Below are 12,268 nucleotides of genomic sequence, written 5' to 3'. Positions count from 1 at the left end.
GACTTGCCCGTCCGGCATTGTGCCAGTGGGCGTTTCCCCGCGGCAAATGTCCGGATGTTGGATGTGAGCCTGAGGGTTCACGCGAAGGCCTACTCTCGATGCATCTCTCAAGTCTGGACGATACGGCAGCGCAACCGCTGCTGCTTATCATCTGCGCGCAAGCAGCATAACCACACTACATTCAAATTCGGTCTGCGCCTACCTCATCTTCAGTTCCCTCAATAATGCCGACAGAAAAGAAGACCCTAGTTTGCTATCTCGAGTCAGCCGCAATCCGTTAAGAGGCGTCGGGCAGGCGCACCGGCCAGCGAAGACATTTCGAGGTAACTCGAAAGGGGTATGTCGTGGAACCGAAGGCGCCGGCGCGTTCGTCGAGTGATGCGATGGGAACAGGCGAAGGCAGTTCAATCGGTCTGCATCGCTCAAAGTTCGTTAATTGAAACAGTCGAGGGAAGGAGAAAGTAAATTTTTGTTTCCGAAGCGTTACAGACAAACCAACGCGGACAGTTGCCAGTGAGGTTGCAGTTGGCTGATGCGGAACATGCGCGCACATATGTCGTGCTGGCGTCGATGTAATTGACACTGCGCATAAGGCGAGACAAATCATTTGCGTGTGCTGAGTTAGGCAGATGAACTACGGAGGAATTTCTCCGTTAGGTCGCTGCGGACGGCGGTGGTACGTGTAATTTGCTCCGGAAGTCGACGTTAGTAGCATTGGGTGGGCGTATGTCTAAATCAGATCGAGCCGACGAGTCGGCGATTTCTTATCAGCATCAGCATGTTCTGCCGCCGCTAACGGCCGTAGGTATTGCCAAATATGGCGGCCTTCTCTCGGCCGGCGTCTCTCACGAAATTGTCGTGAGCGGGTCTTTGCCACACGGCGTGACGACCCAAAACGTCACTTACTTCATTGTCGATCGGGCTACGAAGACGATCGTCTCCCAAGTCATTCTGCCAGACGCATCGAACAATTTTAATGCGGTCGAGATGCGGTTGAAGGTCGGACGCTACGCGAGCGCTTACGACATCGGCACCTTTGATGCGAACGGAGAGTTCAAGCTCTGCCAGTTTATTTCCGTACGCAGCTCTCTCAAGCCCTTACAGCCAGGTGGACCTAGCGGGGAGTAATCTTTCGGCTAGAGCGTCTATTTGTTTGTGGATCTCCTCCACCACTCGGCCTGCCGTGAATCGTGAAGGTCAAAGTCAAAAGAGGACCAATTCCATGGCCCACAAATCAGAGTTTCTGTTCGTCGATCGCTTTGTTCCGGATCTGAGGACGCTGCTAGACAATTTGCGGCCCGAAGTTCAGGCCATTGTGCTTGATGAGCGGAGGCCCGCTGCAAAGCAGATGGCGGAAGTACTTGAAGGGGTCGAAGGTCTCAAGGCGATTCACGTCGTAGCGCATGGCGCTCCAGGACGCCTTTGTTTTACGAGTGGTGAGTGGTCGGCCAGTAGTATCGAAAATGAAGCGGGAGAACTTGCAGCGATTGGTCGCGCTCTTGGTGAGGACGGCGATATTCGGTTGTGGAGCTGCGAAACGGCAGCCGGGGCTCTCGGAGCATCCTTTTTGGCGAAGTTGTCGGCAGCGACGCACGTCCACGTGTCGGGTGCTGCTCAACTCATTGGTAGTGGAGCTCTCGGTGGCCATTGGGAGTTGTCGGAAACTGTGCAATACGCGCCGCCAATGGTGGCCGGTGGAATTCAAGCCTACGCGGGCCTACTTGCGCTGGATGTGACGTTAAACGGCGATATCGATACCGGTGCCCAACCTCAGCATGTCGGACCAACGATCTATTACGTCGTTCAGGGCACGACTGTTGTCGCAAGCTATTCGCTACCTGCAGACGACACCGGGGGGTTTTTTCTGCATTATTCGACGACATTCATTGTGCCTTCCACGGGGTCGTATTCCATTTACGCTTCCGTCGACAATGACGACAATGGCTTTAGCCCTCCAGTTTTCGCAGGCTCGTTCACCATTGCCGCAAACGGCACAGTCACGACTGTTGATGGAGGCGGGCCCAGCAGCAATGGCATCGCCAGTTTGACGAGTGGATCGTCGACGAGCGCCTCAGGTGCGACTGGCCCGACGGGTGCGACCGGAGCCACAGGTGCAACCGGAGCCACGGGCGCGACTGGTGCAACTGGAGCTACAGGTGCGACCGGCGCAACCGGTTCGACTGGAGCCACCGGCGCCACAGGTGCGACTGGCGATACGGGCGCGACCGGCGCTACGGGTGCAACGGGTGATACCGGCGCAACCGGTTCGACGGGTGCCACAGGTTCGACAGGAGCCACCGGCGCCACAGGTGCGACTGGCGATACGGGTGCGACCGGCGCCACGGGTGCAACGGGTGATACCGGCGCAACCGGTTCGACGGGCGCCACGGGCTCGACGGGTGCCACCGGCGCCACAGGTGCGACTGGCGATACGGGTGCGACCGGCGCCACGGGTGCAACGGGTGATACCGGCGCAACCGGTTCGACGGGTGCCACGGGCTCGACGGGTGCCACCGGCGCCACAGGTGCGACTGGTGATACGGGCGCGACCGGCGCCACGGGTGCAACGGGTGATACCGGCGCAACCGGTTCGACGGGTGCCACGGGCTCGACAGGAGCCACCGGCGCCACAGGTGCGACTGGCGATACGGGTGCGACCGGCGCCACGGGTGCAACGGGTGATACCGGCGCAACCGGTTCGACGGGTGCCACGGGCTCGACTGGAGCCACAGGTGCGACTGGCGCGACAGGTGCCACTGGTTCGACAGGTGCCACCGGCTCGACAGGTGCCACCGGCTCGACGGGTGCAACCGGCTCTACGGGTGCCACCGGCTCGACAGGTGCAACTGGTTCGACAGGTGCCACCGGCTCGACAGGTGCAACTGGTTCGACAGGTGCGACTGGCTCGACGGGGGCAACTGGCTCGACAGGTGCGACTGGCTCGACAGGTGCGACCGGCTCGACAGGTGCGACTGGCTCGACGGGTGCCACCGGCTCGACAGGTGCGACTGGCGCGACAGGTGCCACCGGCTCGACGGGTGCAACCGGCTCGACAGGTGCGACTGGCTCGACAGGTGCGACTGGCTCGACAGGTGCGACTGGCTCGACAGGTGCGACTGGCGCGACGGGTGCAACCGGCTCGACAGGTGCCACCGGCTCGACGGGTGCAACCGGCTCGACAGGTGCGACCGGCTCGACGGGTGCCACCGGCTCGACAGGTGCCACCGGCTCGACAGGTGCCACTGGCTCGACAGGTGCGACTGGCTCGACAGGTGCGACTGGCTCGACAGGTGCCACCGGCTCGACAGGTGCCACCGGCTCGACAGGTGCAACCGGCTCGACAGGTGCAACCGGCTCGACAGGAGCGACTGGCTCGACAGGTGCCACCGGCTCGACAGGTGCGACTGGCTCGACGGGTGCGACCGGCTCGACAGGTGCGACTGGCTCGACAGGTGGGACTGGCTCGACGGGTGCGACCGGCTCGACAGGTGCGACTGGCTCGACGGGTGCAACTGGTTCGACGGGTGCCACTGGCGCGACGGGTGCCAACGGCTCGACGGGTGCCACCGGCTCGACAGGTCCAAACGGTGGAGCTACGGGTCCGCGGCAGCACAACAACAACGGCCTTGGCAACGGCCCGGAGGGAGGCGAAACCGGACCCTCTGGTACCGATCCGAGCAACCCGGGCCACCAAAAGTCGGCCAAGGTGGGCATCAGTCCTGCCGATGTCTCCACTGGCGGCTCTGGGCAGATGACCTTCATCAGCGGCGCGCAGGGCAACGTTGCCCACGGTTCGAAGGCGCCGCCCACGTCCGCTATCCCTGGTGGGGTGAAGGACCTGCAGCCGCATGACTTCTCGGCGGGCGGCGCGACAGGAACTGGCCACACAGGCGCGGGCGGTCAAACGCCCGAGCCAGGGTCGAAGGTCAAAGGCGGACTGTCTCTCGACGATCCGCATGGGCCAAAGACTGTCGAAGGCGTGTTCAAGCCGAACGGCTAGTCGACAGACCATCAGAGGAGCGCGACCGGATGGTTGCGCTCTTCAGCAAAGCACCAGCGCGGCGTCGCACGGCGCCGCGCTTTCCGTTTCCGCATAGGATTGATGAACGCCCGAAGACGGGCCGACGTCGATTAAAGAAGGCGAGAGCAGCTTAGGTCACAACGGCCCCGACCAGCGCAGTCGGTGGGACAGACCTCAGCTTTATGCTTGCCGTCGCCGCGAATAACAACCTGGTTCGCGCGTGCTGCGGATTTCTTATCGACCGGCTTCAGGAATGTTGCGCCCGTTGATCCATGCCAAGAAGCGAGACGCACACGCCGGGACGAACCGCGCTTAAGCTGAACTGGGTCAACAGAGAGGGGACGTGGCCAGCAGCGTCCTCGCGGCCGCACCCAGGGCTTTTCTTGCGGGACTAAGTCACCCTCTCATTATCGGTCCGCCACTTCAAAGCACCGCAAGTTTTATCCAGTTTTGAGTTTGCCCTCGCCGTTGGATTTGCCCGGTCGGGCGGTGGGAGCGACGGGAGCTGGCGCGGGATCCTTGGCATAGCGCAGCGCCAGATCCCGGCGCGCGGCAAGATCACATGCGCGATTAATGGTTGGCAGAGGCTCACCAGACCGATCGATCGGCCGATTGACCTTGCCGCCTGAAACGATAGCTTCATTTACTGAATACCGATGGGGACCGATCGGCCTGCACTTCGATGCCGAACGCTTTGAAACCTCTAGAGGACTAGTGAGTCCAGGAGATGACCCTCAGGTAATCACCTAAAAAATCGCCTTGTGCAAATTGAAATTAGAAAAGGACAAGAGCTGATGCCTACCTTACCTGAAGTTTTGGAAAACATTACTCCGCGAATCATACACTTTGTTCTTATTTCTGAGGAGTGCACGGAGCTGCCGCTCGTCTACTATGTTGCGATCAAATCCGCAAAATTACGGAACCCGGATTACACGGTTTTACTGCACACAAACGTTCTGCCAACCGGAATACTCTTTGAACTATTGGAGGCTTCGATACAATTGCGAATTGTGGATGAGCCGCATGCTATTTTCGGTCGAGAAATAATGCGTGTCCAACACAAGGTCGATGTGCTTAGGCTACAGATCCTTATTGAGCACGGAGGAATCTATCTCGACTTGGATACGATTTGCATTCAACCATTCGACGGGTTCCTAAAAAACAAAGTTGTTATGGGAAGGGAAAGTGAATCGGGGCTCTGCAATTGCGTGATTATTTCACCTGCGAAATCAAATTTTCTCAAACTCTGGTATAATGAGTATCGCAATTTTCACAACGATCAATGGAATGAATTTTCAGTATTCCTACCAATGAAGCTTGCACAGACTCAACCCGATATTATTGAAATTGAACCGCGAGAAACGTTTTTCTGGCCGAGTTTTGACCCAGAATCCCTGAAAGATTTGTTTGTTTACTCCAAAAACTTTCCGAAAGCGCACATCTTCCATCTTTGGAGCTCGCTAGCCCGCGATTATGTCTCGAAAATAAATATAACAAACATCTTTGAGCACGAATCTACTTACAACTTAGCAGCTCGACAGGTTATAGGCTCGGATCGCAAACAAATAGAGGGTGAAATGCTATCTGAAAAGATTTTGCAAGCAACGAATACCGAGCGAACCATCTTTACCGAAATTTATGCAAAGTCGCAGTGGGGAGCTGGCTCAGGAAATGGGTCGCATCCAGCGTCAACTTTTGAATACCGTAATTTTCTTGAGCGTTTTATTCACATGAATAATGTCTCTTCAGTAATCGACATTGGGTGCGGCGATTGGCAATCAACGCGTTTCATAAATTTTGGCGCTTCCAAATACCTTGGCTTCGAATTAGTGGAAGGACTCGTGGAATCAAATCGCGCAAGGTTCGGTTCCGACCAGGTTGAATTCAGAAATATGCCCGACAATCCCCTGGAGTTACCGCAGTCGGATTTGCTTATCATGAAGGACGTTCTACAACATCTTACGAACGAGCAGATATTTTTTTTTCGTGATTTTATTTTTCCGAGATACAAGTTTTGTTTAATCACTAACTCATGGAAGGCTATAAATTACGATCACAATTCCAATATCAGTGCGGGCATGTTCCGATCACTTGATCTCCTGGTCGAGCCTTATTCGTTCAAAGGGGGTTACGTTGTTGAAACTTGGAATGAGTGGGAACGGATTCGCACAATGCTTATAACAGGCGGCTGCTAGTTGACTCGCCGGAAACGCCCGCGGTTGCGAGTGAGAGTTAGCGCGCTGTTGGGCTACGTGTGGTGAGCGCGCACAAGCTTGGCTGCACGCCGCCCATTACGCACCCGCTGCGACCACTGTTCCCACGCTCGCAACATCAAATGGGCTGGCTTAAATTCTCGATCTTTGCGCGGTGCCCTAGCTCTTGCGAAGCAGTCCCTGCAGCCGATTAGGCAACTCCGCCGAGGCCTTCAAGTCCTTGCAGCTTGCTTTCCAAGCCTCGAAATACTTCTCTATCGGTAGCGCGCTGCGGCCTTCCCATCTGTTCAGCGCCCCAAGCGCCTCGATGCCGGCGGGGTTGCGTTCATACTCCGCGAGGATAGTGACAGATGCTGCCTGCGCGAAGGCATTCAGACGCGGCTGCGCTTCCATTTCCGCGCGATGTTGCTGAAACCACATGCTGAGGTTTTTTGGATTGCCTTGTTCGATCGCAAGCTTGCCGTAGCGCTCGACCATGTTTTGCCGGTAAGTGGCCACGGCTACACCGAACCCGCTATCGTCCTTGAACGGCGGATCCTTTGACCAGCTATCTGCCAGGAGTGCCAAGCCGCGCAGCGAAAATGCCTCGACCATGGCCTCTTCAAACCATTGGCTGGGAGCAGCTGGCTTGGCATCAGGGCGCCATGAGTTGGCGGTCACATGGCCGAGTTCATGGCCAAACTGATAGGCCAGTCGTGACCAGTCGCGCTCACCGATATTGACGATGACCCACCCGGTGTTGGTGGAATCTGCGTGAAGCCAAACAGCCGGTGACCCCGAAGCGCGTTCCTCGACGCGGAGGCGGTCGGGCTGGTCGTCCGAGATAAGGCGTACGCCATCGAAGCAAGCCGCGCGCATACGTTTTACCACATGCAGGGCCGCGTCGGGGATCATGTGGCCCCAGTCGCCGGTGAGTTCAACTGGGGCGGTAAGGAGGGACGGGCAAGGCGATGACATTTGCGAATAAAATCCTTCAGTTATTGCCGCGCGTACTCTGACTTTTTTCGCGATACTCTATATCACTCCAAGAAGTCTCTGCATCTGACTGGGCAACTCCGCCGAGGCCTTCAACTCTTTGCAGCTGGCCTTCCATGCCTCGAAATACTGCTCCAACGGAAGGGCGCTGCGGCCATCCCATCTGTTCAGCGCACCAAGCGCTTCAATACAGGCCGGATTACGCTCATACTCTTCGAGGATACGCAGAGATGCTGCCTGCGCAAAGGCATTTAGACCTGGCTGGCCTTCCATCGTGAAACGATGTTGCTTTAACCAGATGTCGAGGTTTTTGGGATTTCCCTGTTCTATTGCAAGCTTGCCGTAGCGCTCGACTATGTTTTGTCGGTAGACGGCCAAGGCTGCCCCAAACCCGCTATCGTCCTTAAATGGCGGATCCTTTGACCAACTATCCGCCAAAATCCCCAGGCCGCGCAGCGAGAATGCTTCGACCAGGGCCTCTTCAAGCCATCTGCTTGGCGGGCGCGGTTTGGCGTCACCTCGCCAGGAGTTGGCTGTCACGTGGCCGAGCTCGTGGCCGAACTGATAGGCTAGCTTCGACCAGTCCCGTTCGCCAATGTTGACGATGATCCAGCCGGTGGTGGTTCCATCCGGGTGAAGCCAAATGGCTGGCGACCCTGAGCTGCGTTTTTCGACCCGCAACCGATCGGGCTGTTGATCGGAAACAAGACGTACGCCATCGTAGCAAGCCGCGCGCATCCGCTCGATAACTTGCAGCGCCGCATTCGGGATCATCCCGCCCCAGTCGCCGGTGAGCTCGACTGGCGCGGTGATCAGAAGAGAACGAGTTTTAGCCGAAAGGATCTGCGCCTTTGCATCAATTGGCGTTAAAAACGCGCTGTACGCGCTTCCTGCGCCAACTATCCCTCTTATGAACGATCGTCTATCCATTGAATTTCCCATCCCAAGCGACGTATTGATTGCATCTCGAGATCTCGTTGCGGCTCTCAGGGGGACTTTGGCAGCTAATATCAAAATGACCGTTCGTTACAAATCCTGTTGAGTTTAATTGATAGCGCGGTCGCAGGAAAGGATCGAGGCTCAAATGTTACGCGAAGCAGCCGACACACTGCTTACACTTGCTACGCTTCTGGGTTTTGCCGGTTTCTCGGAGGTTGACATACTTAAAGTAGACATTGAGGGTGCCGAGCTGGAGCTATTCTCAGACGGAATTCGTGATTGTTTGCCGCGAATTCGCATGATTGTCGTGGAAACGCATGATCGGTTTCGGTCCGGAAGTGAGGCAGCCGTACATCGCGCGTTAGCTCCCCTATTCGAAGAAAAATCGTCCAGTGGAGAAAACACGATTTTCACTAGGAAGAAATAGGTTCGTCTAGCAGTGGACGCGAATCTGACTCGAGCCCCTCCAATCGATCGCTCACCCCATCATCTCGATGGACCACAAGCGGAGGAATGCATATGTAACTCTGAGTTTTCGGATACACCAGGTTCATGGCGCCATCGATGCCCTGGTCCTCGTTTACGATTGACGTCCCGGGAAATGGGACAAATTGTTTCTTTAGAGGCAAGAGGGCGTCTAAGAAGCGCTTTGCTCCGCGGGGGCTGATTGAGTATGCTTGTGTGCCGAAAGCATGTCTTAATCGCACAGGAGAGTATATCGAACGTCCATTCGCTGTGTCGTTCCACGTAAATGCCGGCGCTCGATCGTAGAACCGGACTTCAGACGAAGAGAAGCCCAGGTCGGTCCAGATGAAAAGCGGGTCGTAAACATAACCCCATAAAACGGCATCCCAATCATCAGGAAGTTGTGCGGCGACGGTGCGCCAATGTTCGTTAAACTGAGGATGGCCGAAGGCGTCGTCCTCAAATATTGTCAAGGGTACATTTTGATCGACAGCCTGCTGCCAAAGCCGAATATGGGAGAGAGCGCAACCCAAGGCTCCGGGACTATAGTCGAGCCCCGGTGCAATTATGCCTTCGGTTTCCAAAGACGAGCGATCGACCATGTGACCATCCACCGCCGAATAGCGCGTGTATGGGCCAAGGTTTTTGTTACGATCATTGAAAAGTTCCCAGCGCTTGGTGCTGCGATCCAAATTTATGACATTGATTTCGCCGATTGAATGAACGGGCATTGCTTTGGCAGCAACTTTTGCCGTGGAACATTGAAAAAACTCGAGGCTTTTCGCAAGCAGGGAACGTGCGAGAGTTTCGCTGCCGGCGCGGTTCAGGTGAAAGTCGTCTTGAAAAATGTCGTAGCATTCTGCCAGTGCGACCTCGAGATCGCATAAAGTATGTCCTCCCGCGCGCGCTGCTGCGCGGGTGACTTCGTTGATGGAAAGTCGTGCTCGTGTTTTGGCCGGGTCGACATTGTCACCGCGGCGATGCGGAACTGTTGCAAACCAAAGTTCAATGTCAAACGCGCGTGCAGCGGCCGAAAAAAGGTCGAGCAACCGCCGGCGATCGGCAAATGAGGGAGCGGGAAAACTATTGTTGTCGCGCCATCGATTATCTTTGCTGAGTTCGACGATCGGTTCGATCCAGCAGTCCCGACTCCAAAAGCTGGCCGGAACGTGGGCGACATCGACATCGACATTACCGGTCATCAGGATAACCAGGTCAGGCTTCATTGGAATAATTTTATTCATAAAGACGTTCAGCATGTGAAGCGTGGTGGCTCCGCTGTAGCCGCCGTTTTTGACCGCCACATCTACGCCGAATTCCCCGCGCGCAAGGGTTTCGAGCTTTGCGCAGAACCTGTCATCCGGGTCGAGATACATGCATTCGACAACGCCGTCGCCCAAGACCACGAGCGTGTGTGTCGATTGAGTGGGCGAGTTGGTTCCGCGAATAAAGCCGAGTGCATCGGTCTCGAGCAGATAGGGCTTTTGCTCGAGTGCCTGTCGAGCTTTTACGTAGTCGTCCGACGGCGTATTGGAAATGGATGCGAGAGGCGGATATTCCTTCAATCGGATGGCTCGTTCTGCATTCTGCGATGGTGGATAAACCGTATTGGCAAGCGCTCTCTTGAGAGACTGTTCGGTAAGCTCGGCCGCGAGCAGCGGCCTTATTGCTTCACCATCCAAGCCGAAGGTCAGCCACCCATAGACTTCGCGGGTGTCGAGCACCTGGGGTATGCCCTCTTTTCGCGCGCTGGCGGAAAAAATCACATACTCGTAGCGGTACGACGCGTCATCGTAAGTCAGGCGAGGTATCGTATCGGCCCGGATCAGATAGGTGCAGTGGACGAGCGCAACCTCATGGAGACCCGGCGAGGCGCGCTCGAGAATCTTGTGGTACTCGACGCTGTCTAGAAAATACCCGTTCGCATCGACGATCTGGTGATAGTTGGAATAGTTGGGCCTGTCGGTATCTACGCATCTAAGAAGCGGCGCTACGATCGGCAGGTTAAGGTCGACTAGATTCCGTAAGGTGAGGGGACGCAGGTAATTGTCGACGTCGACCACAAAATAGAAGTCGCATCCCAGCGCTAAGGCTTGGTCAATGCTGTGCTGGCGGATTCGGCCCAATACCGAAAAGCGCGTGGTGTTCCATTCGTGGTCGTCGAAGTCTTGAACGCGCTCCGCGACGTCGCTGTCATCGAACTCGACATGCGCGTAGCGCGCGCCAACTCGAGCCACCCAATCGCGCAGGATTTCTGCGGTCGCATCTTTATTGTTGTTGGTCCTGATGTGCAGCGAGATATATTCCGGCGGGTAGTCCAGCGCCTCGATGCACTCCAAAAACAAAGGCAAATGGCCGGCCTTACTCTTTGCCAGAATTGCGATCAGCACTTTTGGGGGAGGCGTTGTCGCGAATGTCGCCTTGCTTGCATCAACCAACGACGAAGGTTTGACTTCCCGAAGCTTGTCCTGCGCGAAACGGGCGTTAGCTATGACGCGCGTTCTCGTAGCTTCATCTATCTTCGCGCGTTCGAGAATGCGCAGACAATCGGCGATGCAGCTGTGGTAGTCGCCTGCCCAATAGGCGTTGATCGCATGCTCGTCGAGAAGGCCCCATTCATAGATCCAGCCTTCAGAAAAGAGAGCGCCAAGAGGTAACGGCAAGTCGATCCCGCGACGAGCGATTTCGGCGCCTAACTGGTTTCTGCCTTTGTACCGACAGTAACGGCTCGCACCGTGCAATGCTTCCGTTCTTGCAGGCTGCGATTCAGTGGCTCGCTGATATGCAGCAATGACATCGTCCTCAGGAAATTCGAGTTCCTCTTTAAGACGTGCGGCGCCCAATAGGGCTACGTAGATCTCTTCCTGCCAAAAGCCCATCTCCGCTCGAGACAGGTATAGGTCGAGCGCTTTCTGTTTCTCGCCGAAATCGCGATAGCTTTGCGCGAGATAAAATGTGTAGCGGGAGCGGAGAAACGCGTCCGTCTCGTTTTGCAATGCGCGTTCTAACAGCTCGGCGTCTTTTCGGAATTTCTGCGGATCCTGACTACGCGCACCGCCGCCGTTGATCTGGATGGCAAACCCTGAGGCGGTCTCACGGCTATGAGGTCCGGGTGGGGTTTCCAGAAATTCATGCAAGACACCGCGAAAATAAAAGTCTTTCCTGTTGCTGCAGATTTGCGGTCGGTAATGCCTAATTGGACCGTGATTGATCGGGACATCATAGAAGTCCGCTTCCATAGTGGATTTGAATGCGACGACGTCGAACCCGGGATCGAGGGTGAGCGTATCGTCGGCATCGATGATGAACGCGTAGTCGATATGCTCCGTTTTTCGAAGGCAGGCCAGCGCATGGGACCGATTGTACGCAAAATCATGCCATGGTTCTTCGACGACGGTGCCGGCAATGCCCTTTTCAGTGAGCCAATTTCGGATGATTTCCTGCGTTCCGTCGGTTGAGCCTGTGTCCTCTATCAAGACAAAATCGATCAGCGGTCGTACACTGTCGAGACAGCGGACAATGACGCTTGCCTCGTTCTTGACAATCATGCAAAGGCCAATCGACTTCACGGTCATTGACAACACACCTTCCTGTGCGGCGATCCCTTCTATGTTTTCTGGGACGCAAATCGCGCGTTAGCTTCCATTCGTTGCCT

General features: G+C 56.1%; 8 protein-coding genes and 1 pseudogene. 5 read left to right on the top strand and 4 right to left on the bottom strand.

From position 1 onward, the window contains the following. Nucleotides 1-726 precede the first annotated feature (726 nt). On the top strand, nt 727-1,128 hold the full coding sequence (locus tag JQ611_RS12605; protein WP_212465615.1) for a hypothetical protein: 402 nt from the start codon (nt 727-729) through the stop codon (nt 1,126-1,128). Further along, nucleotides 1,040-1,612 (top strand): annotated as a pseudogene (locus JQ611_RS41700) (DUF4347 domain-containing protein); the annotation flags it as partial. The gene JQ611_RS12605 and the pseudogene JQ611_RS41700, both read left to right, overlap by 89 nt. A gap of 1,204 nt (nt 1,613-2,816) precedes the next feature. Here the strand turns inward: JQ611_RS41700 and JQ611_RS42445 are convergent. Beyond that, nucleotides 2,817-3,584 (bottom strand): hypothetical protein, encoded by a 768-nt coding sequence (locus JQ611_RS42445; protein WP_283816752.1) that lies wholly within the window; start codon nt 3,582-3,584, stop codon nt 2,817-2,819. A 167-nt stretch (nt 3,585-3,751) separates the two neighbouring features. Here JQ611_RS42445 and JQ611_RS42440 point away from each other — a divergent pair, with 167 nt between their 5' ends. Both JQ611_RS42440 and JQ611_RS12595 read left to right on the top strand, forming a co-directional pair. Next, the gene (locus JQ611_RS42440; RefSeq protein ID WP_283816751.1) at nt 3,752-4,000 is read left to right on the top strand and encodes a hypothetical protein; all 249 of its coding nucleotides are present in this window, start codon (nt 3,752-3,754) and stop codon (nt 3,998-4,000) included. A gap of 782 nt (nt 4,001-4,782) precedes the next feature. Beyond that, nucleotides 4,783-6,216: a glycosyltransferase gene (locus JQ611_RS12595; RefSeq protein WP_212465614.1), complete on the top strand. Its 1,434-nt coding sequence runs from the start codon at nt 4,783-4,785 to the stop codon at nt 6,214-6,216. Nucleotides 6,217-6,393: 177 nt separating this feature from the next. Here JQ611_RS12595 and JQ611_RS12590 read toward each other — a convergent pair whose 3' ends face one another. Next, the gene (locus JQ611_RS12590) at nt 6,394-7,128 is read right to left on the bottom strand and encodes a hypothetical protein (RefSeq protein WP_212465613.1); all 735 of its coding nucleotides are present in this window, start codon (nt 7,126-7,128) and stop codon (nt 6,394-6,396) included. Between the two features lie 120 nt (nt 7,129-7,248). Then, the gene (locus tag JQ611_RS12585) at nt 7,249-8,139 is read right to left on the bottom strand and encodes a hypothetical protein (protein WP_212465612.1); all 891 of its coding nucleotides are present in this window, start codon (nt 8,137-8,139) and stop codon (nt 7,249-7,251) included. Between the two features lie 154 nt (nt 8,140-8,293). On the opposite strand from JQ611_RS12585, the gene JQ611_RS42990 reads away from it, so the two are divergent. Next, nucleotides 8,294-8,575 (top strand): FkbM family methyltransferase, encoded by a 282-nt coding sequence (locus tag JQ611_RS42990; protein ID WP_212465611.1) that lies wholly within the window; start codon nt 8,294-8,296, stop codon nt 8,573-8,575. Here JQ611_RS42990 and JQ611_RS12575 read toward each other — a convergent pair. Continuing rightward, on the bottom strand, nt 8,562-12,188 hold the full coding sequence (locus JQ611_RS12575; RefSeq protein WP_249133120.1) for a glycosyltransferase family 25 protein: 3,627 nt from the start codon (nt 12,186-12,188) through the stop codon (nt 8,562-8,564). The genes JQ611_RS42990 and JQ611_RS12575 overlap by 14 nt on opposite strands. Between the last annotated feature and the right edge of the window lie 80 nt (nt 12,189-12,268).

It is taken from the genome of Bradyrhizobium sp. AUGA SZCCT0182, assembly GCF_018130185.1.
Taxonomy (GTDB): Bacteria; Pseudomonadota; Alphaproteobacteria; order Rhizobiales; family Xanthobacteraceae; genus Bradyrhizobium.
This window is presented reverse-complemented; position numbering and strand designations above follow the sequence as displayed.

Bases quoted from the DNA above. Each gene is read 5' to 3' on its own strand.
- JQ611_RS12605 (WP_212465615.1), top strand. From the start codon at position 727: ATGTCTAAATCAGATCGAGCCGACGAGTCGGCGATTTCTTATCAGCAT.
- JQ611_RS42440 (WP_283816751.1), top strand. From the start codon at position 3,752: ATGACCTTCATCAGCGGCGCGCAGGGCAACGTTGCCCACGGTTCGAAG.
- JQ611_RS12590 (WP_212465613.1), bottom strand. From the start codon at position 7,128: ATGATCCCCGACGCGGCCCTGCATGTGGTAAAACGTATGCGCGCGGCT.
- JQ611_RS12585 (WP_212465612.1), bottom strand. From the start codon at position 8,139: ATGGATAGACGATCGTTCATAAGAGGGATAGTTGGCGCAGGAAGCGCG.
- JQ611_RS42990 (WP_212465611.1), top strand. From the start codon at position 8,294: ATGTTACGCGAAGCAGCCGACACACTGCTTACACTTGCTACGCTTCTG.
- JQ611_RS12575 (WP_249133120.1), bottom strand. From the start codon at position 12,188: ATGACCGTGAAGTCGATTGGCCTTTGCATGATTGTCAAGAACGAGGCA.